The following is a 22,614-nucleotide window of genomic DNA, read 5'->3' as shown; positions in this document are numbered from 1 at the left end:
ATCCCCAGGATGTGTTGTTTCATTCTGACCAAGGTTGTCAGTACACCAGTCATAAATTCCGAAACGAGCTGCTGAAACAGGGGTACTACCGGTCGCCGGTCGTGAAGGAAAGGTTGGCGGCGTGAACCTTAATCAGTGTCCAAGATTACTTGACCAGTTCAAGCCCCCTCCCACAGTGGATCTTCATAGGGCTCAGGCCAGGCCGGATTCGGCCAGCAGCGCTTCAAGCCCCATCAGGTCCGGCACCTTTGCCACATGTTCTCCCACTTGCACCGCCGCCAGTTCCAGCGGGCACAGCGGGACGTCCACGTAGCTCAATTCGCTGTCGAGTTTGTACGAGCGCGGTATTCCCTGGATTACCAGTGCGATGAACTTAAGCGTCGGCCGCCCGCCCAAGGCGTTCAACACTACGATCCGCGAGCGTTCGCCGGTCACACTGGCTTCGCCGCACACGGCTTCGAAGCTGATCAAGGGTATGTGCCGATCCCGCCAGGTGACTTGGCGCAGGTACCACGGCGGTGCATCGCTGGCCGGTTCGCCGCGTTGGAAGTCGATCAGTTCGGCCACCGCGACATTCGGCAGGATCAGATGACGGTCAGCCAACGGCAGCAACAGCCCGGTCAGTTGGCTCGCGCGGTGGTCAAGCATGGGACTTGCTCCAGTAAGCAATGCTCTCGAGCAAGACCGACTCCTGGTACGGCTTGCCGAGGTAGTCGTTGACGCCGATGGCCATGGCGCGGTCGCGGTGTTTCTGGCCGGTGCGCGAGGTGATCATGATGATCGGCAGGCGCATCAGGCGCGCGTCGTTGCGCACCTGGATCGCCACTTCAAACCCGTCCATGCGCGGCATTTCGATGTCGAGCAGCATCAGGTCCGGGGTGTGTTCTTCAAGTAGGGCGAGGGCGTCGATGCCGTCCTTGGCGGTCAGCACGTTCATGCCGTTGCGCTCCAGCAGGCGGCTGGTGACTTTGCGCACGGTGACCGAATCGTCCACCACCAGCACCAGCAGCGGACGCTTTTTCAGCGGGTCGTTGAGGGTCAGTGGCGTGTCCACCGACTGCGCCGGCAACGCCGGTGGCCGCGCGCGGATGTGCGCCAACAGGTCGATGATCAGCACCACGCGCCCATCGCCCAGGATCGTCGCGCCGGACAAGCCCTGCACCCCGGCAAATTGCGGCCCCAGGCCCTTGACCACGATCTCGCGCGTCCCCGCCATGGCATCCACATGCACCGCCACATGCCGCTCGTTGCACTGCATCAGCAACACCGGCACCGGCTGGTACTGGCCGAGCAGCTTGGGGCGACTGACGGTGTGCAACAGGTCGCCCAGGTAAAACAGTTCGTAGCGTTGGCCGGCATATTCATAACGCGGCGGATCCTGCTGGTAATGCCCCGCCAATTCATGGGGCAGCACACGTACCAGGCCTTCGATGGTATTGAGCGCGATCGCATATTGATCGTCCGCGCATTGCACCATCAGTGCCCGATTGACCGACACGGTAAACGGCAGGCGAATCCTGAAATGCACCCCCACGCCCGGGATCGAGTCGATCACCATCGAGCCACCGAGTTGGCGCACTTCCTCATGCACCACGTCCATGCCCACGCCGCGTCCGGAAATCTGGGTGATCTTTTCCGCAGTGGAAAATCCCGGTTGCAGGATGAACTGCAGCACGTCGCGGTCGCTGATCTCTTGATTGGGGTCGAGCAGGCCGCGCTTGATCGCCTTGCGGCGTACGGCTTCAAGGGGCACACCAGCGCCGTCGTCGCGCATGTCGAAGACGATATCGCCGCCTTCGTGGGTCAGGTCCAGGCTGATGCGCCCCCGCTGCGGCTTGCCCGCTTGCAGGCGCACCTCGCGGGACTCAAGGCCATGGTCGACGGCGTTGCGCAGCATGTGTTCCAACGGCGCCGCCATACGCTCCAGCACGTTGCGATCCATCTCGCCCTCGGCATTGCCGACCACGAAATCCACGTCCTTGCCCAGCTCATCGGCCACCTGGCGCACGATGCGCTTGAGGCGCGGCAGCATGCGCTCGAACGGCACCATGCGCGTGCGCATCAGGCCTTCCTGCAATTGGGTGTTGATGCGCGCCTGTTGCTGCAACAGGTCGTGGGCGTCCTGGTTGCGGCGCTCGAGGGTTTCCTTGAGGTCGAGCAAATCGGAGGCGGATTCGGACAGCGCGCGGGACAATTGCTGCAATTGCGAATGGCGATCCATTTCCAGCGGGTCGAATTCCTCGTAGCCCAGGCGCTCGGCCTCGGCCTGCTGGCGACTGAAAAGACCGCTCTGGGTTTCGCTGTCGAGGCGGCGCAGTTGGTCGCGCATGCGCTCGATGGTGGTTTCCACTTCCGTGAGCGCGGTGCGCGCATCGTTGACCTGCTGCTCGATACGGCCACGGAAGATCGAGGTTTCGCCGGCCAGGTTGACCAGATCGTCGAGCAGTTCGGCGGAGATCTTCACCATGTCGGCAGCCGGATCGACCACCGCTTCCGCCTTAGCCGCTGGCAACGCCACCGGCACCACCGACTCTTCGCTTGGGTGCACCAGGCTCTTGATGCGCTCGATCAGCTTGTCCACCGAGCCTACCGGCAAGCCGTCCGCCACTGCATCGATCATCTGCGCCAGCCGGTCGTGGCAACCCTGCAACAGCGCGAACAGTTCGGACGACGGCGCCAGCAGCCCGGCGGACAGCCCCTCGTAGAGAAACTCCAGCTCGTGGGCCAGGTCGCCAATCGGGCCGATCTCGACCATGCGTGCGCCACCCTTGAGGGTGTGCAGGTCACGCAACAGGGTTTCGACTTCCTGGCGATTGCCGGGCTCGGCCTGCCAGCGCAGCAATGCACTGCCTGAACTGTCGAGAATATCGGCGGCTTCCTCGAGGAAAATATCCAGCAGCTCGGGGTCGGCGCCCCAGGGTTGCGGCGCAGCAACCGGGGCCGCCGAAACGCTGCTCTGGCGCAGTTCGCGCAACCTGGCGACCAGTTCGACACTGTCGCTCAAGGGTTGCTGCCGGTGCAGCTCGTCAAGTTGCAAGGCCAGGCGTTCATGACTGGCCATCAGTGCCTGGGACAGCTCGGTGGAGTAACTGTAGCGACGGTCCACCAGGCCCTCATAGACGCATTCCAGCTCCTGGGCCAGATCGCCCACCGCGTCGATTTCGGCCATGCGCGCGCCGCCCTTGAGGGTGTGCAAATCGCGCTGCAACGAGGACAACGGCGCCATGCCATCGGGCTCCAGCAACCAGCGCTTGAGGGATTGCCCGGCGCTGTCGAGGATATCCACGGCCTCTTCAAGGAAGATGTCGACGATCTCATCGTCCATCGCCGTGTGCCGGCTCAGTTGCTCGGTCGCGGCGCCCAGCTCGGCGATGCTCGGGGCGCGGCTGCCGTGACTTTTGATCAGGCCGGTGGCGGACGGATCAAGGGCGTCATCGAGCAATTCGCGCAGCGCCTGGACCCGGGCCGGCGCCGGGCTGATTTCCTGCCCGGCTGCCAGTTGGTCGAGCATGGTGATCAACGCTTCATGGGCCTGCTCGGCCTCATGGAAAAACCGCTCGCTGACCGCCAGGCTGCTCTCTTCTACCGCGCCATAAAGGTCGAGCAAGGCTTCGCACAATTGATCGATAGGGTGCAGGTCGGCGAGGTGCGCGCCCTCGCCCAGGGTGGTCAGTTCGTCGAGCAGCGCGGTGAGTTCCTGGCGCTCGCCGGGGTGTTGCTGCCAGCGACGCAGCAGGCTTTCAGCGTCAAGCAGGATGTCCATGCCCCGGGCCAGGAAGTTGGTGATCAGGTGCGGATCGCGCTTGATGTGCAGGCCGGTGCTGGGGGCGTTGAGCAGTGCTTCGAGCTGTTGGTCCAACAGGCTTTGGGTGCGCTTGATCAAGTCCGCCGCGCCCTTGATCGGCGCCAGGGGATTGCTGTCCAGTTCGCGTAGCCCGCGCTGGAACACGCCTTCGGCTTCCAGTAACAGCTCGACTTCATCCAGGTCCAGCGGCAGACGATGCGCCTTGTATTCGCGGGTCAGATGGTCCAGCGGACGTGCCAGTTCAGCCATCGGCAACACGCCGGCCATGTAGGCGCTGCCCTTGAGGGTGTGCAGGGCGCGTTGCAGTTCATCACTGACTTGCAGCGGCACGTGTTCGGCGGCCTGTTGCAGGAACTGGTTGAGGCTGTCCAGATGGCTCTGGGCTTCGTTGCGGAAAATCTCCAGCAGCATCGGGTCGTGAGGCTCGACAGCCGCTTCCTGGGCGCCGCTGGCCAACGCGTGGGCGCGGGCAGCGAGGGCGTCGACCTCATCGCGCTGACGCTGTTGACCGATGGCGAAGTCGGCGATCAGCGCCGGCAGCAGCGCCACCGCCTCATCCAGCACCTGCTGCACCTCGGGGCCGATCGCCACGCTAAGCTCCAGCACGCGGTTGAGCAGGTTTTCCACGGCCCAGGCCAGTTCGGCCACGACCAGGGCGCGGACCATGCGACCGCTGCCTTTCAAGGTGTGGAAGGCACGGCGCATTTCGCCCTGGGCGGTTTTGTCCGCGCAGTCGGGCAAGTAACGGTGCAGCACCTGGAGGACTTCATCGGTCTCTTCGAGGAAGACTTCACGCAACTCGTCGTCAATCGGCGCTTCATCGAGAGGAGGCGGCAGCAGACTGCCCGGACGTTGCAGGGCCGGCGGGTTGAGACGCGAGGTGGGGCTGGCCAGCGCATCGAACCGGGATTGGCTTGGCGCGGTGTCGCCGGACAAGACACCCTCGGGTGCAGCCAATGCCTGGCGCCAGGGTTTTTCCTGCGGCAGATAGCCCAGCTCGCTCAGGGCCTGAGTGGCCAGTTCCAGGACTTTTTCGCCCGCAGCGTCGGGGTCCTGGAGCATGCGTTCCAGGTAGTATTCAAGGCTGCTGATCACGTCGGCAAAGCGCGCCAACTGCGCCTCACCGGGCGCGGTGTCGTTGACCATCAACTGCTCATCGACGTAATCGGTACACCCGCGCATCAGGCTCGCCGCGCGCGGCAGTGGAATCATCGCCAGTGCGCCGCGCACCTGGCTCAACAGCTCAGGCAGGGATTCGAGGCGCTGGCGGTCCCAGTCGGCCTCGATGCAGTCGATCACCAACTCCTTGGCCTGGCGCAGGCACTGGCAGGATTCGCGGATCACCAATTGGTGGATCTGGGTCAGGTCAGTGGTCGGCAGACGGCTGTCTTCACGGCTTTGCGGTTCGACGGTACCGACCATTCCGGCCAGCGTGGCCTCGACGTAGAGCAACGCCCCGGCGACGTCCATCAATACGGCGTCACTGGGTTCGCGCTGCCCCTGGACCAGGCTCAATACCACGGCGAGCTGGTCGATGATGACTTTGCGCGGCTGGCCGAAACCGAGCACCGCCAGGGTGTCGGCGATCTGGCGCAGCGGCGCCAGCAGCGGGTCAAGGTCCTGGGTGTGCTGGCGGTCGCTGCGCACGAACAGATCGAGGCGCTCCTTGACCCGCACCAGCTCTTCGCACAATGCGCCGAGTACCGAGCCCATGGCATTGCGGTCCGGCTCGGCCAGGCGCGCGCGTTCGGCATCGACCACGGCACTGTCGGGCAAGGCCTCATCCAGACCGTAGCGTTCCTTGAGACTTTGCATGCGCGGCGTCGGCCGAGTGACTTTGGCGACGTAGAACAGTAGGCTCTTGAGCAATTCATCCGGCGCCGGCTGGTTGATCCCGCCGATGCCCTGCGCCAGCAGGCGCTTGAGTTGCTTGCCGCTGGCCTTGAGCAGGCTGCGCAGTGCCGGGCTGTTGGCGATCACGCCCGTCAGCATGCCTTCGACCAGCGCCGAGGTGACCTGCCACAGCGGCAACAGCGGCGCGCCCTGGCACAGCGCCTCCAGGCGCGCGAAGACCCGCGCCATGTCTTCCAGGTTGCTCGGGCCGTGGTCCTCGCGCAGCAAGCCGGCCAGGGCTTGTTGCAGCAATGCGTGCCATTGGCGCAGTTGCGGGTGAAGGTCCGGCGGTGTGCGTTGAGTCAGTGCCTCATCGGGCAGCGCCGCGATGGTCAACAATTGTGGGCTGAACAGGCTGGTCTCCGACAGCAGGCTTTCACCGCGGGCGCTGCGCAGGTCGTTGAGCAGCGGCAACACCACCAGCGGCAGGTCGCGACGGGCGCTGGGCACGCGGTCCAGGTACAGCGGCAATTGGCCGAGGGCCTGTTGCAGCAGGCGGATGCTTTCGTCGCGCTGGCCGACGTGCCCGGCCTGCAGCGCGAGGGCCAGGGCTTCGATCTCTTCAGCCAGCAGGGCCGCGCCGTAGAACTCGACCATCTGCAGCGCGCCATGTACCTGATGGATACCGGCCAGGCACGCATCAAGGGCGTCGCCGGTTTCAACGTAAGCGTCCAGCGCCGAACGGGCCTGTTTCAGGGTTTCGGCAATGTCGCCCTTGACCCATTCGAGGGCCACGTAGTCGTGCCGATCAACCATAACTGCTCCGCTTGGAATTCATGGGTTGCTGGTCTCTCACAACAATGGAGAACCAATGTGGAGGGGGCTTGCCCCCGATGGCGGTGTGTCAGGCGACCAGCTTTTGACTGTTGGACTGCAATCGGGGGCAAGCCCCCTCCCACATTTGGAGCGCATTTCAGTCATCGGTCTGCCTGGCTGCCGGCAGGGTAAAACCCGACACCGACCGGCGCAACTGACTGGCCATTTTTGCCAGGTTACCAATGCTTTCGGCAGTCGCCGTGGAACCCGACGACGTCTGCGTGGTGATCTGCTGAATCACATTCATCGTCAACGAAATCTGCCCAGCCGATGAGGTCTGCTGCTGCGCCGCATTGGAAATGCTCTGGATCAGCGCCGCCAGGGTTTTCGACACGCCTTCGATCTCTTCCAGCGCCACTCCGGCGTCCTGGGCCAGCCGCGCACCGCGCACCACTTCGGTAGTGGTCTGCTCCATGGAGATGACGGCTTCGTTGGTATCGGCCTGGATCGCCCGCACCAGGGTTTCGATCTGCCGGGTGGCGGCCGAGGAGCGCTCGGCCAGCCGTTGCACTTCATCGGCCACCACCGCAAAACCGCGCCCGGCATCCCCGGCCATGCTCGCCTGGATAGCCGCGTTCAGGGCGAGGATGTTGGTCTGGTCGGCGATGTCGTCGATCAGGCTGACGATGTCGCCAATCTCCTGGGACGATTCACCCAGGCGCTTGATGCGCTTGGCGGTGTCCTGGATCTGTTCGCGGATGTTGTCCATGCCGTGGATGGTGTTGTGCACCACCTCATTGCCCTTGTTGGCAATCTCCACCGAACGCTCCGCCACCGCCGAGGACTCGGCGGCGTTGGCCGACACCTGATCGATGGACTGGGCCATCTGGTTGATTGCGGTGGAGGCTTCGGCGATCTGCTGGGCCTGATGCTCCGAGGCCTGGGCCAGGTGCATGGCGGTGGCCTGGGTGTCCTGCACCGCGCCGGCGACTTGCCCGGCGGTGAGGTTGATGGTGGCCACCAGGTCGCGCAGCTGGTCCACCGAATAGTTGATCGAGTCGGCAATGGTGCCGGTGAAATCTTCGGTGACCGAGGCCGTGACGGTCAGGTCGCCGTCGGCCAGGTCTTCGATTTCGTCCAGCAGGCGCATGATCGCGTTCTGATTGCGCTCGTTCTTTTCGGCGGTTTCGCGCAGCTGGCGGTTGGTCTCGCGCACCATCACCAGGCCGATCAGGATGATCGAGGCCAGCGCCAGCAGCCCCAGCACATAGCCGCCGAGGGTATCCAGGCTGCGCCCGCCGGCCAGGTTCTCGAAACCGGTGGCCAGGTGCGAGGCTTCATCGAGCAGGGTTTGCGACAGGTTGAAAATGTTGCTCGCCGACGCGCGTACCTGAAACAACTGCGGCGAGGTTTCGAGAATTTCATCCACGGAACCCGAGACGAATTCGAACAGTTCGGCGATCTCCGCTAACCGCGCGCGGGCGTCAGGGTCTTCGACCTGGGTGATGCGCAGGCCAGGGTTGCCGTTGAGCATGCCATTGAGCACCACGCCAAAACGATTGGCGTCGCGACCAAAGGCATCGGCGGCCTGCACGGCGGTTTCGTCGCCGGCGAGCACGGTATTGACCGCCCCCAGGATGCGCTCGGCCAGCAGTGACTGACGCTGGGCCAGCGCCACCTGGCTCGCGGGGGCGCCGCGCTGGAGCAGGATGTCGACGACTTTCTCCGACTCTATCTGCAACTGCGGCACGGTTTCGGCGAGGGTGGCGGCCACCTGGTGCAACGACAGTACGGTCTGTTCGCTGGCCAAAATGGCATCAGTGTTTTTCAGCAGGGCTTCCCAGTCGGTCTGCACCGCGCGCATCTCAGCGCGTACGGCACTGGGCGCGGCCGGCAGGCCGGTTTGCGGGTCGCCTTTTTTCAGGTAGCCCCAGCGCTGGGCGAAGTCGTTGCGCGCCTCGCCCAGCAGCTTGAACGCGGCCGCCTTGCCGGCGGCGGCTTCGGTGGCGTTCTTGGCGATGCGCTGGGACAGCACCCGCAGTTCGCCCGCGTGGCCGATGTACTGTTTGTCGTAGGTGGACTGGGTGTTGAGGTACGCGAAGTTGGCGAACAACAGCATGATGAACACGATCAGTGCAATAAACAGCACGATGATCTGCGAGCGGCTGCGCGAGGCAGCCTGAGGCTTGGGCGTGGTCACGGTGCTCATGCGGCCACATCCATGAAGCCCGGAGCCTGGGCCAGGGCGAAGGGGCTGAAGACCTGCCACTGCGGATCGCCATCGAACTGGCCCTGGATAAACGGCGCGCCGGAGGCGGTATTCGCCATCCACGCGTCGAGTGCAAAATGTTGCATGCCCACCACCTCGTCCACCAGCAACCCGACAAACAGATCGTTGTATTCCACCACCAGCACCCGCCGCTGCTTGCGCGCCTTGGACAGTTCCTGGCCGAGAAACCCGCCCAGGTCCATGACCGGCAACAAGCGCCCGCGCAGATTGGCCACGCCCTTGACCCAGGGCTTTACCCCAGGCATCAGGGTGCAGCGCGGCTCATGCAACACCTCGGCGACTTCGCCCATGGGCGCCACATACCAGTGCTGCCCCAGGCGAAAGCCGATCCCGCTCCAGCGTTGCAGGCGGGTTTCCTGGGACGGCAGGTCGGCGGCCAGCAGGCGGCAGCGGCGGTCGATGTCCAGCAGCAGCTCAAAGGCGGTTTGCGACTCGGTCATGATGGCGTGCCGTCAACCGGCCAGCACCTTGTTCAGCGTGGCGATCAGGGTTTCTTCGTCCACCGGCTTGGTCAGGTAATCCTTGGCACCCTGGCGTGCGCCCCAGATCTTGTCGGTTTCCTGGTCCTTGGTGGTGATGATGATGATCGGGATACCGTTGGTTTCCGGCTCCTTGGACAACTGGCGCGTGGCCTGGAAGCCATTGAGCCCCGGCATCACGATGTCCATCAGTACCGCGTCGGGCTTTTCCTGGCGGGCCAGGGCCACGCCGTCCGCGCCATTTTCGGCCTTCAATACCTGGTGGCCATGCTTTTCCAGCATGCCGGTCAGTTTGTACATTTCGGTCGGCGAATCGTCGACGATCAGAACACGTGCCATGGTTTTCCCCACTACATTGGTCGGCGCCGGCCCTCGGGGGCGGCGTCAGTGTGCTTGTTCTACTGCGGCGAAGGCAGGCACATAGGCCTTGATCGCACCCAGCAGTTCTTCCTTGCTGAAAGGCTTGGTCAAAAACTGATCGACCCCCACGGTACGCCCCTTGGCCTTGTCGAACAGGCCGTCCCTGGAGGACAGCATAATCACCGGGATCGACTTGAATGCCGGGTTGTTCTTCACCAGGGCACAGGTCTGGTAGCCATCCAGGCGCGGCATCATGATGTCGACAAAGATAATGTGCGGGTGATGATCCACAATTCGCGCCAGGGCATCGAAACCGTCGATGGCCGTGATGACCTCGCACCCCGTGTTCTTCAACAGCGTCTCGGCGGTGCGGCGGATCGTTTTCGAATCGTCGATCACCATCACTCTCAAGGCGTTGGAATGCTGTTCCATAGTTGCTCTACCATCGCCACAGCGAATCGGTTTTCGGTGTGTACTGCCTGATGTGTCACAGGATGAGCCCCGCAGGCCTTGGAATTCAAGGGCTGCTGCGCCGTGGCAGTCTTTTTAGCACAGTCTCCGGGCGCAATCTATCGAGGCACTCGCCTGGTGGTTTTTCCTTGACCCGCAACAGCCGCAGCGCCACTCTGACGCCACTTTTATGCGCCCCAATTTGCCAGAGGAAATAACCCATGAGCGTTCGCGTCGGCATTGTCATGGACCCTATTGCCAGCATTTCCTATAAAAAGGACAGCTCGCTGGCCATGCTCCTGGCCGTCCAGGCCCGCGGCTGGAGCCTGTTCTATATGGAACAGCGCGACCTTTACCAGGGCGATGGCGAGGCCCGTGCGCGGATGCGTCCGTTGCAGGTATTCGCCAACCCCGAGAAGTGGTTCGAACTGCAGGATGAAATCGACAGCCCCCTGAGCGATCTGGACGTGATCCTGATGCGCAAGGACCCGCCGTTCGACATGGAATTCGTGTATTCCACCTACCTGCTGGAGCAGGCCGAGCGCGCCGGCGTATTGATCGTCAACAAGCCGCAAAGCCTGCGCGACTGCAATGAAAAACTGTTCGCCACGCTGTTTCCACAATGCACGCCGCCGACGGTGGTCAGCCGCCGCGCCGATGTACTGCGCGAGTTCGCCGCCAGGCATGGCGATGTGATCCTCAAGCCGCTGGACGGCATGGGCGGCACCTCGATCTTCCGTCACCGCGCAGGCGACCCGAACCTGTCGGTGATCCTGGAAACCCTGACCGCGCTGGGCACCCAGCAGATCATGGGCCAGGCCTACCTGCCGGCGATCAAGGACGGCGACAAGCGCATCCTGATGATCGACGGCGAGCCGGTGGATTACTGCCTGGCACGCATCCCGGCGGCCGGCGAGACCCGTGGCAACCTGGCGGCCGGTGGCCGTGGTGAAGCGCGACCGCTGTCGGACAAGGATCGTTGGATAGCCGCCCAAGTGGGCCCGACCCTTCGCGAAAAAGGTTTGCTGTTCGTAGGACTTGACGTAATCGGCGAGAACCTCACCGAAATCAATGTCACCAGCCCGACCTGTATTCGCGAGATTGATAACGCATTTGGCACCAATATCGGGGAAATGTTGATGGCTGTGATTGCCGAAAAGCTGCAAGTTGCAAGCGACAAGCCGCAAGTTTGAAACAGACCGCGTTTAAGCTTGTAGCTGCAAGCCGGCCGCAAGCTTAAGGCAAACCGCGTTTAAGCTTGCAGCTTGTAACTTGTCGCTTGAAGCTAAAAACCAACATTGCGCTATCATGCCGAACCCCGATACAGGTGATGTTGGTTTTTATGCCTCTGCCGTCCGAACTGCCCCCCGAACTCTCCCACAGCGGCGTGCGCCCGGCTGATCGGCTCGGATTTACCCTGTTTCTGGCGGCGCTGGTTCACCTCGCACTGATTCTGGGCGTGGGTTTCACGATGGTCGAACCCAAACAGATCACCAAGACCCTGGAAATCACGCTTGCCACCTTCAAGAGCGATAAAAAGCCCGAGAAGGCTGACTTTCTCGCCCAGGAAAACCAGCAAGGCAGCGGCACCCTCGACAAGAAAGCCGTACCCAAGACCACCGAAGTGGCACCGTTCCAGGACAACAAGGTCAACAAAGTCACCCCGCCGCCGGCCCCCAGACCGGAAGTCAAACAGGCTACGCCCAAGGCTGCCGTGACCACCGTTGCGCCCAAGCCGCAAAAAGCGCCTACCCAGCGCGAAAAAACCAAAACCGAGCCCAAACCCGAGCCCGTCAAGCCTGCGCCGACATTCGACAGCTCGACGCTGTCCGACGAAATTTCCAGCCTGGAAGCCGAATTGGCCCACGAACAGCAGCTCTACGCCAAGCGCCCACGCATCTACCGCTTGAACGCCGCCTCGACCATGCGCGACAAAGGCGCCTGGTATAAGGATGAATGGCGCAAGAAGGTCGAGCGCATCGGCAACCTCAACTATCCGGAAGAGGCGCGCCGCCAGCAGATCTATGGCAATTTGCGCCTGCTGGTGTCGATCAACCGCGACGGTTCGCTCTATGAAGTGCAGGTGCTGGAGTCATCCGGCCAGCCCTTGCTGGACCAGGCCGCCCAGCGCATCGTGCGCCTGGCCGCGCCCTTTGCGCCCTTTACCGGCGACCTGAACGACGTGGACCGCCTGGAAATCATCCGTACCTGGAAATTCGCCAGGGGCGATCGGCTGTCCAGCAACTGACTCCGGCACTTTCCTTCACTGTAGGAGCGAGCTTGCTCGCGAAAAACGCATAGGCGGCGCGGACTACCTGATAGCACTGCGTCATCGTTAACGACCTTCGCGAGCAAGGGCTAGCCGCCCGCCTCGCTCCTACAGAAAAGCAGACGGCGCTCTATTAGGGTCACGCTCAGCTTGTCAGTTCGCCCCTCCGACGCCACACTAGCGGACATGAAAAATGTCAGCCCGACCTACCTCAAGCACCACTTCCTGATCGCCATGCCCCATATGGCCGACCCGAACTTTGCGCAGACCTTGACCTACATCGTCGAGCACACGGCCAATGGTGCCATGGGGTTGGTGGTGAACCGCCCGCAGGAGCTGAACCTGGCCGATATCCTTGAGCAACTGCGCCCGGAAATCGATCCTCCCGCCAGTTGCCAGGGCGTACCGATCTACATCGGCGGGCCGGTGCAGACCGATCGCGGTTTCGTGTTGCACCCCACCGGGCCGAAATTCCAGGCCACGGTGGACCTTGAGGGCGTATCCCTGTCCACATCCCAGGACGTGTTGTTCGCGATTGCCGACGGCGTCGGCCCTGAACAAAGTGTGATCACCCTGGGATACGCCGGTTGGGAAGCCGGGCAACTGGAGGCCGAACTGGCCAGCAATGCCTGGCTGACCTGCCCCTTCGACGCCGACATCCTGTTCAACACCGCCAGCGAACTGCGCCTGGAAGCGGCCGCCGCCAAGCTGCGGGTCAACCTCAGCCTGTTGACCAGCCAGGCGGGGCACGCCTGATGGCTTTGCGTCTGATCCTGGGATTTGACTACGGCACCAAGCAGATCGGCGTTGCGGTCGGCCAGGTCATCACCGGCCAGGCCCGCGAGCTGTGCACATTGAAGGCCCAGAACGGCGTGCCGGACTGGAACCAGGTCGAAGCCCTGATCAAGGAATGGAAGCCCGATGCAGTCGTGGTCGGCCTGCCCTTGAACATGGATGGCACCCCCAGCGACATGTGCCTGCGCGCCGAAAAGTTCGCCCGCCGCCTCAACGGCCGCTACAACCTGCCCTTCTATACCCACGATGAACGCCTGACCACCTTTGAAGCCAAGGGCGAGCGACGCGACCGTGGCGGACAGAAAGGCAGTTACCGCGACAACCCCGTGGACGCCATCGCCGCCGCCCTGTTGTTGCAGGGCTGGCTGGATGAAAACACCGCTTTATTTGAATCCTGACCCGCCGCGATCCTGTGGGAGCGGGCTTGCCCGCGAAGAACGTTAACGATACCGCGTGAAGGCTGGATGAACGCGGTGCCCATGAGTTTTTCGCGAGCAAGCTCGCTCCTACACACTTAACAAGGAGCCACCATGAGCCTGCCCAATCCCGCCGAACTGATCAGCCAGATGGCGTTACACCTCAACGCGCACCTGGAGCATCGTGCCATCAGCGAACCGCGCTTCATTGGCATCCGCACCGGCGGTGTGTGGGTGGCCCAGGCCTTGTTGGAAGCGCTGGGCAGCGATTCGCCCCTGGGTACGCTGGATGTGTCCTTCTACCGTGACGATTTCAGCCAGAACGGCCTGCACCCGCAAGTGCAACCCTCGGCCCTGCCGTTCGAGGTCGAAGGCCAGCACCTGGTGCTGATCGACGACGTGCTGATGAGCGGCCGCACCATACGCGCAGCCATGAATGAGCTGTTCGACTACGGCCGCCCGGCCAGTATCACGCTGGTGTGCCTGCTGGACCTGGAGGCTGGCGAATTGCCGATCAGCCCGGATGTGGTTGGCGCGACGCTGTCTTTGCAAGCCCACCAGCGGGTAAAATTGTCCGGTCCCACGCCGCTCGAACTCGAACTGCAAGACCTTGCCCTTTAAACCGCCTTGTAAAGAGTCCCCGCGATGACGCCTCTAGATGCCAAGCGCCCGCTGCAGCTCAATGCTCAGGGCCAGTTGCAACACTTCCTGTCCCTCGATGGTTTGCCCCGCGAACTGCTCACCGAAATCCTCGACACCGCCGACTCGTTCCTCGAAGTCGGTGGCCGGGCGGTGAAGAAGGTCCCGCTGCTGCGCGGCAAGACCATCTGCAACGTGTTCTTCGAGAACTCCACGCGCACCCGCACCACCTTTGAACTGGCGGCGCAGCGGCTGTCGGCCGACGTGATCACGCTGAACGTGTCCACCTCGTCGGCCAGCAAGGGCGAAACCCTGCTCGACACCCTGCGCAACCTGGAGGCCATGGCCGCCGACATGTTCGTGGTCCGCCACGGAGACTCCGGCGCCGCGCATTTCATCGCCGAACACGTGTGCCCGAATGTGGCGATCATTAATGGCGGCGACGGCCGCCACGCCCACCCGACCCAGGGCATGCTCGACATGCTCACCATCCGTCGGCACAAGGGCGGCTTTGAAAACCTCTCGGTGGCCATTGTCGGTGACATCCTGCACTCGCGGGTCGCGCGCTCGAACATGCTGGCCCTGAAAACCCTGGGCTGCCCGGACATTCGTGTGATCGCCCCGAAAACGCTGCTGCCCATCGGCATCGAGCAGTACGGCGTGAAGGTCTATACCAACATGGCCGAAGGCCTCAAGGATGTGGACGTGGTGATCATGCTGCGCCTGCAACGCGAACGCATGGCGGGTGGCCTGCTGCCCAGCGAGGGCGAGTTCTACCGCCTGTTCGGCCTGACCACCGCGCGCCTGGCCGGCGCCAAGCCGGATGCAATCGTGATGCACCCGGGCCCGATCAACCGAGGGGTGGAAATCGAATCGGCGGTGGCCGACGGCCCGCAGTCGGTGATTCTCAACCAGGTGACCTACGGCATCGCCATCCGCATGGCCGTGCTGTCCATGGCCATGAGCGGGCAAACCGCGCAACGTCAATTCGAGCAGGAGAACGCCCAGTGAAGCTCAGCATTCTCGGCGCCCGAGTCATCGATCCGGCCAGCGGCCTGGATCACGTTACCGACCTTCACCTGGACGCCGGCAAGATTATCGCCATCGGTGCCGCGCCCGCAGGCTTCAGCGCAGTCGAAAGCATCGACGCCAAAGGCCTGATCGCAGCGCCTGGGCTGGTGGACCTCAACGTCGCCCTGCGCGAGCCGGGCTACAGCCGCAAAGGCAACATCACCAGCGAAACCCGCGCCGCCGCCGCCGGTGGCGTAACCAGCCTGTGCTGCCCGCCCAACACCAAGCCGGTCCTGGACACCTCGGCGGTCACCGAGCTGATCCTCGACCGCGCCCGTGAAGCGGGCAACTGCAAAGTGTACCCTGTGGGCGCGCTGAGCAAAGGCCTGGAGGGCGAGCAACTGGCTGAACTGATCGCCTTGCGCGACGCCGGTTGCGTGGCGTTCAGCAACGGCCTGGAGAGCTTTCGCAGCACGCGCACCCTGTGCCGGGCCCTGGAATACGCGGCCACGTTCGACCTGACGGTGATCTTTCATTCCCAGGACCGCGACCTGGCTGAAGGCGGCCTGGCCCATGAAGGCGCGGTGGCCAGCTTCCTCGGCTTGCCGGGCATCCCGGAAACCGCAGAAACCGTGGCCCTGGCCCGTGACCTGTTGCTGGTGGAACAAAGCGGCGTACGCGCGCATTTCAGCCAGTTGACCAGCGCCCGCGGCGTCGCCCTGATCGCCCAGGCCCAGGCCCGTGGCTTGCCGGTGACGGCGGACGTGGCGCTGTACCAGTTGATCCTGACCGATGAGGCGCTGATCGACTTCTCCAGCCTCTACCACGTGCAACCGCCGCTGCGTACCCTGGCCGATCGTGAGGGTTTGCGTGCGGCGGTGAAGTCAGGCGTGGTCTCGGCGATCTCCAGCCACCACCAGCCCCACGAGCGCGATGCCAAGCTGGCGCCGTTTGGTGCCACCGAGCCAGGCATCAGCAGTGTCGAGTTGCTGCTGCCGTTGGCAATGACCTTGGTGGAGGATGGCCTGCTGGACCTGCCTACGCTGTTGGCCCGTCTGAGCGCGGGCCCGGCCGAGGCCTTACGCCTGCCGGCGGGTAAGTTGACGGTGGGTTCGGCGGCGGACCTGGTGCTGTTTGACCCGGCGAGCTCCACGGTGGCCGGGGAACACTGGCTGTCCAAAGGCGAAAACTGCCCGTTCATCGGCCACAGCCTGCCGGCCACGGTGCGCTACACACTGGTGGATGGGCGGATCAGCTACCAGGCTTGAGACAGCTCTCAAGTGGGCACAGTAAATGTGGGAGGGGGCTTGCCCCCGATGGCGGAGTGTCAGCTACCAAATCTATTGGCTGACACACTGCAATCGGGGGCAAGCCCCTTCCCACATGTGGTTCTCTATGTGGCCGAGAGATCAGCGTCCGCCATTGCGCTCGGCGTTGCGGATCGAAACCTGGCTGTTCAACGTCCAGAAGTCGTACAGCACCCCAATCAGGAACAAGCCGCCGGTCAGCAGGTAGATCAGGCCGGTGATCCATTTGCCCTGGTACATCCGGTGCACGCCGAACACACCCAGGAACGCCAACAGAATCCAGGCCACGTTGTATTCGATGGGCCCGGCGGTAAAACGCAGGTCGGCTTCACGGTCCATCGCCGGGATCAGGAACAGGTCGATCAGCCAGCCAATACCCAGCAGGCCGAAGGTGAAAAACCAGATCGTCCCGGTGACCGGCTTGCCGTAATAGAAGCGATGCGCTCCGGTGAAACCGAAAATCCATAGCAGGTAACCGATCACCTTGCTGTGGGTGTCTTGCTGCGAAGCAACCTGTTGATAGGTGTTCATGAAGGACCTCTTTTCACTCAATAGATAAATTTGTTCATTTTTTTTGTGACTTTTTTACGGGCGCCCGACGCACGGTAAATGGTATCGTTCTGCCCTCAAACCCTTATGCCACCTGACTTGTGTAGGACAATTGCGGCTAATCGTCGCGTTTTTTCCGAATTTGACCCCAAGGTTCAGTCGACAAACGGCCTGAGAACAGCACAAAAAGCTGTTATAAAGTTGCGCGCAAACCCATATGAGCCACGCCTAATGCGACCATTTATCAAGACATGGCTAACCATTTGCCTATTAATGCCACTGGCCGCCCACGCCACCAATCGTGAGCAACGTCTTCCAAACGTTAACGGTTTTACTCCCAAAGTTCATAGCACGCCCAGCACCGCCAAATCGGCAAAGCCCACCGTCAGCCGCCCGACTCAACTGAGCAAGGCCCACGGCAAAGTGCTTTCCACCCAGCTGGGCGTGAACACCAAGCAGAGCAGCAATGTCCTCAGCCGCGCCGTGAACGTGCTCGGTACTCCTTATCGTTGGGGCGGCAGCAGCCCAAGTAAAGGGTTCGACTGCAGCGGCCTGGTAAAATATGCATTCAACGACGTCAAGGCGGTGGATTTACCGCGTACGTCCAACGCCATGGCGGCCGGCCACGGCTTGAAAGTCGATCGCAAAGACCTGAAGCCGGGCGATTTGCTGTTCTTCAAGCTCAAGAGCCGCCAGGTCAACCACGTTGCCATCTATCTGGGTAACGACCGCTTTATCCACGCGCCGCGTCGTGGCAAGTCGGTGAGCATCGATACACTGAAAAAGCCGTTCTGGGACAAGAACTATGTGATCGCCAAGCGGGTGCTGCCCAAAGAGCAGAACAACACCCTGCGGATCGTGCAGCGCTGATCCCAGGCTCAAATGCAGTAAATGTGGGAGGGGGCTTGCCCCCGATGGCAGAGTATCAGTCAACAGATTCATTGGCTGATACACCGCTATCGGGGGCAAGCCCCCTCCCACATTTGTTTTGTGTTGGTCTTGCGAGCTATATATCTGCCGGCACCCTCGCCTTCTCCCGCGCCTCCTCTGGGCTGATTACCCCCTCGTTCACCAGCGCCTTCAAGCGCATATCCAGCGTTTGCATCCCCAACGCCCCGCCGGTCTGGATCGCCGAGACCATCTGCGCCACTTTGTCTTCGCGGATCAGATTACGAATAGCCGGCGTGCTCAGCATGATTTCGTGAGCCGCGACACGTCCGCCGCCGATCTTCCTGACCAGCAACTGAGAGACCACCGCCTGCAGCGACTCCGACAGCATCGAGCGGACCATGGCCTTTTCCCCGGCCGGGAACACGTCCACCAGCCGGTCTACCGTCTTTGCCGCCGAGGTGGTGTGCAAGGTGCCAAACACCAGATGCCCCGTCTCAGCGGCCGTCAGCGCCAGGCGGATGGTTTCCAGGTCACGGAGTTCGCCCACCAGGATCACGTCCGGGTCTTCGCGCAATGCCGAGCGCAGCGCCACCGAGAAGCTGTGGGTATCGCGATGCACCTGGCGCTGGTTGATCAGCGCCATTTTCGGCCTGTGGATAAACTCGATGGGGTCTTCCAGCGTGAGAATGTGCTGGCGTCGATGCCGATTCAGATAATCGATCATCGCCGCCAAGGTGGTGGACTTGCCTGAGCCGGTGGGCCCGGTCACCAGCACCAGGCCGCGCGGCAGCTGCGCGATACGCTGGAATACCTCGCCCAGGCCAAGGCTTTCCAGGCTCTGGATGTCGCTGGGAATAGTGCGAAACACCGCCCCCACTCCCCGCTCCTGCTGGAACACATTCACGCGAAAGCGCGCCACGCCGGGCAGCTCGAAGGCAAAGTCTGTTTCAAGAGATGTTTCGAAATCCTTTTGTTGGTACTGGTTGAGCAAAGGGCTCAATAAATCCGCTACCTGCGACCCGGCCAACACCGGGCAATCCAGCGGCCAGACCTCGCCATCGATGCGCAACATCGGCGCAAGGCCGGCCGACAGATGCAGGTCGGAAGCGCCACGGCGCACGCTGGCAGTCAGTAATTCAGTGATATCCATAGGGCTTTCCATTTCCAGTAGAATGCCGCGGACTCCATATCCACGGGCGCAACTTGAATGTCGACGATAGCAGACAACATCGGCTTGGTTAGCCAGCGCATCCGCGCCGCCGCCGACGCCGTGCAGCGTGACGCAAGCGGCATCCACCTGCTGGCGGTGAGCAAGACCAAACCGGCGCAAGCCGTACGCGAAGCCTATGCCGCAGGGATGCATGATTTTGGTGAAAACTACCTGCAGGAAGCCTTGGGCAAACAGGCGCAATTATCCGACCTGCCCTTGAGTTGGCACTTCATCGGCCCCATTCAATCGAACAAGACTCGCGCGATCGCCGAGAACTTCGCCTGGGTGCATTCCGTGGACCGCCTGAAAATCGCACAACGCCTGTCCGAACAACGCCCTGTCGACCTGCCTGCGCTGAATATCTGCATCCAGGTCAACGTCAGTGGCGAAGCCAGCAAGTCCGGCTGTACGCCCGCCGACCTGCCGGCCCTGGCCAACGCCATCAGCGCCCTGCCGCGCCTGAAGCTGCGGGGCTTGATGGCGATCCCCGAACCGACTGAAGATCGCGCTGCGCAAGATGCAGCGTTCGCCGCGGTGCGCGAGCTGCAAGGCAGCCTGGCCCTGGCGCTCGACACACTTTCCATGGGCATGAGCCACGACCTCGAGTCGGCCATCGCTCAAGGCGCCACCTGGGTGCGGATCGGTACCGCGCTGTTTGGTGCCCGTGACTACGGCCAGCCGTGAAATGGCTGACGTTCATTTAGCTAAGGACCTGTCATGAAAGACATGCGTATTGCCTTTATCGGCGCCGGTAACATGGCGGCCAGCCTGATCGGCGGCCTGCGGGCCAAGGGCCTGGAAGCTGCGCAGATTCGCGCCAGCGACCCGGGCGCCGAGACCCGTGCCCGTGTCAGCGCCGAACACGGCATTGAAACCTTTGCCGACAACGCCGAGGCCATCGAAGGCGTCGACGTGATCCTGCTGGCGGTCAAGCCCCAGGCCATGAAAGCCGTGTGCGAAAGCTTGCGCCCGAGCCTGCAGGCCCATCAACTGGTGGTGTCCATCGCTGCCGGTATCACCTGCGCCAGCATGAACAACTGGCTCGGCGCCCAGCCGATCGTACGCTGCATGCCGAATACTCCGTCGTTGTTGCGCCAGGGCGTGAGCGGTTTGTACGCCACCGCCGACGTCAGCGCCGCGCAGCGTGATCAAGCCCAGCAACTGTTATCCGCCGTGGGCATCGCTCTGTGGCTGGAGCATGAGCAGCAACTGGACGCGGTCACCGCCGTTTCCGGCAGCGGTCCGGCGTACTTTTTTCTGTTGATCGAAGCCATGACCGCCGCCGGCGTGAAACTGGGCCTGCCCGCCGACGTTGCCGAGCAACTGGCCGAGCAGACCGCCCTGGGCGCCGCGAAGATGGCGGTGTCCAGCGACGTGGATGCGGCTGAACTGCGCCGTCGGGTAACGTCCCCGGGCGGCACCACACACGCCGCCATCGAATCGTTCCAGGCCGGGGGCTTTGAAGCCCTGGTGGAAAAAGCACTGGGTGCCGCGGCACATCGTTCAGCCGAAATGGCCGAACAACTGGGCAAATAGTCGTCCCTTACCAAGGTAATCAAACATGCTCGGAATCAATGACGCTGCCGTCTTCATCATCCAGACCCTGGGCAGCCTGTACCTGCTGATCGTGCTGATGCGCTTTATCCTGCAACTGGTGCGGGCGAACTTCTACAACCCGCTGTGCCAGTTCGTGGTCAAGGCCACCCAACCCCTGCTCAAGCCGCTGCGCCGGGTGATCCCGAGCCTGTTCGGGCTGGACATGTCGTCGCTGGTACTGGCACTGCTGTTGCAGATCCTGCTGTTTGTGGTGATCCTGATGCTCAACGGCTACCAGGCCTTCACGGTGCTGCTGCTGCCATGGGCGCTGATTGGCATTTTCTCGCTGTTTTTGAAGATCATCTTCTGGTCGATGATCATCAGCGTGATCCTTTCCTGGGTCGCACCGGGCAGCCGCAGTCCGGGTGCCGAGCTGGTGTATCAGATCACCGAGCCCGTATTGGCGCCATTCCGTCGCCTGATCCCGAACCTGGGCGGGCTGGATATTTCGCCGATCTTCGCGTTCATCGCGATCCAACTGATTCAGAGCTGGGTGATTCCGCGTTTGGCGTTCTATGCGTTCATGCCTAAAGAGCTGTTCGGCCTTATCTGAAATGCGCTAAAAAATGTGGGAGGGGGCTTGCCCCCGATTGCGGTGGGTCAGTTACAAATAAGCTGACTGATCCACTGCTATCGGGGGCAAGCCCCCTCCCACATTTTGTATCCGTCTACTGATGCAGGCCATTGCTTGCCGCTGGGTCCCCCGCTCTTTAGACTTACGCCTCATTTAAACGAGAGCAGGGTCGATGCCAACTGCCTTCCCCCCCGATTCCGTTGGACTGGTCGTGCCTCAAGTGGCGCACTTCAGCGAACCGCTGGCCCTGGCCTGTGGCCGTTCGCTGCCAGCCTACGACCTGATCTACGAAACCTACGGCCAACTGAATGCCACGGCGAGCAACGCCGTGCTGATCTGCCACGCCTTGTCCGGCCACCATCACGCCGCGGGCTTCCACAGCGTCGACGAGCGCAAGCCCGGCTGGTGGGACAGCTGCATCGGCCCCGGCAAGCCCATCGACACCACTAAGTTCTTCGTGGTCAGCCTGAACAACCTCGGCGGCTGCAACGGTTCCACCGGTCCCAGCAGCCTCAACCCGGAAACCGGCAAGCCCTTCGGCGCCGACTTCCCGGTGCTGACCGTGGAGGACTGGGTGCACAGCCAGGCACGCCTCGCCGACCTGCTGGGCATCGACCAATGGGCCGCCGTGATCGGCGGCAGCCTGGGCGGCATGCAGGCCCTGCAATGGACCATCACCTACCCGGATCGCGTGCGTCATTGCCTCGCAATCGCCTCGGCCCCCAAGTTGTCGGCGCAGAATATTGCCTTCAACGAAGTGGCGCGCCAGGCCATCCTCACCGACCCCGAGTTCCACGGTGGTTCGTTCCAGGAAGCCGGCGTGATCCCCAAGCGCGGCCTGATGCTGGCGCGGATGGTCGGGCACATCACCTACCTGTCCGATGATTCCATGGGCGAAAAATTCGGCCGTGGGCTCAAGAGCGAAAAGCTCAATTACGACTTCCACAGCGTCGAGTTCCAGGTGGAAAGCTACCTGCGTTATCAGGGCGAGGAGTTCTCCGGGCGTTTCGACGCCAATACCTACCTGCTGATGACCAAGGCGCTGGACTACTTCGACCCGGCCGCGAACCATGACGACGACCTGGCGAAAACCTTCGAGCACGCCACGGCCAAGTTCTGCGTCATGTCGTTCACCACCGACTGGCGCTTCTCGCCGGCGCGCTCGCGCGAACTGGTGGACGCCCTGATGGCTGCGAAGAAAGACGTCTGCTATCTGGAGATCGATGCACCGCAGGGCCACGACGCCTTCCTGATTCCGATCCCCCGTTACTTGCAGGCGTTCAGCAATTACATGAACCGAATAGCGCTTATATGAATTGCTTAC

20 protein-coding genes are annotated in these 22,614 nt (G+C 62.5%); 12 read left to right on the top strand and 8 right to left on the bottom strand.

Going from position 1 to position 22,614, the window contains the following annotated elements:
- Window positions 1–192: 192 nt before the first annotated feature.
- From CIB54_RS15320 to pilG, 6 genes are all read right to left on the bottom strand, one after another.
- Window positions 193–648, bottom strand: coding sequence for a chemotaxis protein CheW (locus tag CIB54_RS15320; RefSeq protein ID WP_065885365.1), 456 nt, complete (start codon window positions 646–648; stop codon window positions 193–195).
- On the bottom strand, window positions 641–6,454 hold the full coding sequence (locus CIB54_RS15315) for an Hpt domain-containing protein (protein ID WP_101220201.1): 5,814 nt from the start codon (window positions 6,452–6,454) through the stop codon (window positions 641–643). The genes CIB54_RS15320 and CIB54_RS15315 overlap by 8 nt, the downstream gene beginning before the upstream one ends.
- A 157-nt stretch (window positions 6,455–6,611) precedes the next feature.
- The gene (locus CIB54_RS15310; protein ID WP_065949572.1) at window positions 6,612–8,663 is read right to left on the bottom strand and encodes a methyl-accepting chemotaxis protein; all 2,052 of its coding nucleotides are present in this window, start codon (window positions 8,661–8,663) and stop codon (window positions 6,612–6,614) included.
- Window positions 8,660–9,184, bottom strand: a complete 525-nt coding sequence (locus CIB54_RS15305) for a chemotaxis protein CheW (RefSeq protein ID WP_065949573.1) — start codon at window positions 9,182–9,184, stop codon at window positions 8,660–8,662. Before CIB54_RS15305 ends, CIB54_RS15310 begins: the two co-directional genes overlap by 4 nt.
- A 12-nt stretch (window positions 9,185–9,196) precedes the next feature.
- Window positions 9,197–9,562 (bottom strand): twitching motility response regulator PilH, encoded by a 366-nt coding sequence (gene pilH / locus CIB54_RS15300; RefSeq protein WP_014720320.1) that lies wholly within the window; start codon window positions 9,560–9,562, stop codon window positions 9,197–9,199.
- A gap of 45 nt (window positions 9,563–9,607) precedes the next feature.
- The gene (gene pilG, locus CIB54_RS15295) at window positions 9,608–10,015 is read right to left on the bottom strand and encodes a twitching motility response regulator PilG (RefSeq protein ID WP_065949574.1); all 408 of its coding nucleotides are present in this window, start codon (window positions 10,013–10,015) and stop codon (window positions 9,608–9,610) included.
- Between the two features lie 239 nt (window positions 10,016–10,254).
- On the opposite strand from pilG, the gene gshB reads away from it, so the two are divergent.
- The 7 genes from gshB to CIB54_RS15260 all read left to right on the top strand — a co-directional run bounded on the left by gshB (window position 10,255) and on the right by CIB54_RS15260 (window position 16,431).
- Entirely contained in the window at window positions 10,255–11,226 is a 972-nt protein-coding gene (gshB, locus tag CIB54_RS15290; RefSeq protein WP_101220200.1) for a glutathione synthase, read from the top strand.
- A 149-nt stretch (window positions 11,227–11,375) separates the two neighbouring features.
- A complete protein-coding gene (locus CIB54_RS15285) occupies window positions 11,376–12,281 on the top strand; it encodes an energy transducer TonB (RefSeq protein WP_101220199.1) in 906 nt (301 codons plus the stop codon).
- Window positions 12,282–12,488: 207 nt separating this feature from the next.
- Window positions 12,489–13,058: a YqgE/AlgH family protein gene (locus CIB54_RS15280; protein ID WP_065891570.1), complete on the top strand. Its 570-nt coding sequence runs from the start codon at window positions 12,489–12,491 to the stop codon at window positions 13,056–13,058.
- Window positions 13,058–13,495: a Holliday junction resolvase RuvX gene (gene ruvX / locus CIB54_RS15275; protein ID WP_003195067.1), complete on the top strand. Its 438-nt coding sequence runs from the start codon at window positions 13,058–13,060 to the stop codon at window positions 13,493–13,495. The genes CIB54_RS15280 and ruvX overlap by 1 nt, the downstream gene beginning before the upstream one ends.
- A 132-nt stretch (window positions 13,496–13,627) precedes the next feature.
- On the top strand, window positions 13,628–14,134 hold the full coding sequence (gene pyrR / locus CIB54_RS15270; protein WP_065949577.1) for a bifunctional pyr operon transcriptional regulator/uracil phosphoribosyltransferase PyrR: 507 nt from the start codon (window positions 13,628–13,630) through the stop codon (window positions 14,132–14,134).
- A gap of 24 nt (window positions 14,135–14,158) precedes the next feature.
- Window positions 14,159–15,163, top strand: a complete 1,005-nt coding sequence (locus CIB54_RS15265; protein ID WP_101220198.1) for an aspartate carbamoyltransferase catalytic subunit — start codon at window positions 14,159–14,161, stop codon at window positions 15,161–15,163.
- Window positions 15,160–16,431 carry a dihydroorotase gene (locus CIB54_RS15260; RefSeq protein WP_101220197.1) on the top strand — a complete coding sequence of 424 codons (1,272 nt, stop codon included), beginning with the start codon at window positions 15,160–15,162 and terminating at the stop codon, window positions 16,429–16,431. The genes CIB54_RS15265 and CIB54_RS15260 overlap by 4 nt, the downstream gene beginning before the upstream one ends.
- Window positions 16,432–16,572: 141 nt before the next feature.
- On the opposite strand, the gene CIB54_RS15250 is transcribed toward CIB54_RS15260, so the two are convergent.
- Window positions 16,573–17,001 (bottom strand): NINE protein, encoded by a 429-nt coding sequence (locus CIB54_RS15250; RefSeq protein ID WP_065885354.1) that lies wholly within the window; start codon window positions 16,999–17,001, stop codon window positions 16,573–16,575.
- A gap of 249 nt (window positions 17,002–17,250) precedes the next feature.
- Between CIB54_RS15250 and CIB54_RS15245 the strand changes: the two genes are divergently transcribed.
- Window positions 17,251–17,889: a C40 family peptidase gene (locus tag CIB54_RS15245; protein WP_065949580.1), complete on the top strand. Its 639-nt coding sequence runs from the start codon at window positions 17,251–17,253 to the stop codon at window positions 17,887–17,889.
- A gap of 136 nt (window positions 17,890–18,025) precedes the next feature.
- On the opposite strand, the gene CIB54_RS15240 is transcribed toward CIB54_RS15245, so the two are convergent.
- Entirely contained in the window at window positions 18,026–19,060 is a 1,035-nt protein-coding gene (locus CIB54_RS15240) for a type IV pilus twitching motility protein PilT (protein ID WP_101220195.1), read from the bottom strand.
- Window positions 19,061–19,117: 57 nt separating this feature from the next.
- On the opposite strand from CIB54_RS15240, the gene CIB54_RS15235 reads away from it, so the two are divergent.
- The 4 genes from CIB54_RS15235 to metX all read left to right on the top strand — a co-directional run bounded on the left by CIB54_RS15235 (window position 19,118) and on the right by metX (window position 22,605).
- Window positions 19,118–19,804, top strand: coding sequence for a YggS family pyridoxal phosphate-dependent enzyme (locus CIB54_RS15235; RefSeq protein WP_065949582.1), 687 nt, complete (start codon window positions 19,118–19,120; stop codon window positions 19,802–19,804).
- Window positions 19,805–19,837: 33 nt separating this feature from the next.
- Window positions 19,838–20,656 (top strand): pyrroline-5-carboxylate reductase, encoded by an 819-nt coding sequence (gene proC, locus CIB54_RS15230; protein ID WP_101220194.1) that lies wholly within the window; start codon window positions 19,838–19,840, stop codon window positions 20,654–20,656.
- A gap of 25 nt (window positions 20,657–20,681) precedes the next feature.
- Window positions 20,682–21,269 (top strand): YggT family protein, encoded by a 588-nt coding sequence (locus CIB54_RS15225; protein ID WP_057723513.1) that lies wholly within the window; start codon window positions 20,682–20,684, stop codon window positions 21,267–21,269.
- 193 nt (window positions 21,270–21,462) lie between these two features.
- Window positions 21,463–22,605, top strand: a complete 1,143-nt coding sequence (metX, locus tag CIB54_RS15220; protein WP_065949584.1) for a homoserine O-succinyltransferase MetX — start codon at window positions 21,463–21,465, stop codon at window positions 22,603–22,605.
- Window positions 22,606–22,614 lie beyond the last annotated feature (9 nt).

Source organism: Pseudomonas fluorescens (genome assembly GCF_002837185.1).
Classification (GTDB): Bacteria; Pseudomonadota; Gammaproteobacteria; order Pseudomonadales; family Pseudomonadaceae; genus Aquipseudomonas; species Aquipseudomonas fluorescens_AM.
This window is presented reverse-complemented; position numbering and strand designations above follow the sequence as displayed.

Coding starts and splice junctions, on each gene's coding strand:
- CIB54_RS15320 (WP_065885365.1), bottom strand. CDS start 648: ATGCTTGACCACCGCGCGAGCCAACTGACCGGGCTGTTGCTGCCGTTG.
- CIB54_RS15315 (WP_101220201.1), bottom strand. CDS start 6,454: ATGGTTGATCGGCACGACTACGTGGCCCTCGAATGGGTCAAGGGCGAC.
- CIB54_RS15310 (WP_065949572.1), bottom strand. CDS start 8,663: ATGAGCACCGTGACCACGCCCAAGCCTCAGGCTGCCTCGCGCAGCCGC.
- CIB54_RS15305 (WP_065949573.1), bottom strand. CDS start 9,184: ATGACCGAGTCGCAAACCGCCTTTGAGCTGCTGCTGGACATCGACCGC.
- pilH (WP_014720320.1), bottom strand. CDS start 9,562: ATGGCACGTGTTCTGATCGTCGACGATTCGCCGACCGAAATGTACAAA.
- pilG (WP_065949574.1), bottom strand. CDS start 10,015: ATGGAACAGCATTCCAACGCCTTGAGAGTGATGGTGATCGACGATTCG.
- gshB (WP_101220200.1), top strand. CDS start 10,255: ATGAGCGTTCGCGTCGGCATTGTCATGGACCCTATTGCCAGCATTTCC.
- CIB54_RS15285 (WP_101220199.1), top strand. CDS start 11,376: ATGCCTCTGCCGTCCGAACTGCCCCCCGAACTCTCCCACAGCGGCGTG.
- CIB54_RS15280 (WP_065891570.1), top strand. CDS start 12,489: ATGAAAAATGTCAGCCCGACCTACCTCAAGCACCACTTCCTGATCGCC.
- ruvX (WP_003195067.1), top strand. CDS start 13,058: ATGGCTTTGCGTCTGATCCTGGGATTTGACTACGGCACCAAGCAGATC.
- pyrR (WP_065949577.1), top strand. CDS start 13,628: ATGAGCCTGCCCAATCCCGCCGAACTGATCAGCCAGATGGCGTTACAC.
- CIB54_RS15265 (WP_101220198.1), top strand. CDS start 14,159: ATGACGCCTCTAGATGCCAAGCGCCCGCTGCAGCTCAATGCTCAGGGC.
- CIB54_RS15250 (WP_065885354.1), bottom strand. CDS start 17,001: ATGAACACCTATCAACAGGTTGCTTCGCAGCAAGACACCCACAGCAAG.
- CIB54_RS15245 (WP_065949580.1), top strand. CDS start 17,251: ATGCGACCATTTATCAAGACATGGCTAACCATTTGCCTATTAATGCCA.
- CIB54_RS15240 (WP_101220195.1), bottom strand. CDS start 19,060: ATGGATATCACTGAATTACTGACTGCCAGCGTGCGCCGTGGCGCTTCC.
- CIB54_RS15235 (WP_065949582.1), top strand. CDS start 19,118: ATGTCGACGATAGCAGACAACATCGGCTTGGTTAGCCAGCGCATCCGC.
- proC (WP_101220194.1), top strand. CDS start 19,838: ATGAAAGACATGCGTATTGCCTTTATCGGCGCCGGTAACATGGCGGCC.
- CIB54_RS15225 (WP_057723513.1), top strand. CDS start 20,682: ATGCTCGGAATCAATGACGCTGCCGTCTTCATCATCCAGACCCTGGGC.
- metX (WP_065949584.1), top strand. CDS start 21,463: ATGCCAACTGCCTTCCCCCCCGATTCCGTTGGACTGGTCGTGCCTCAA.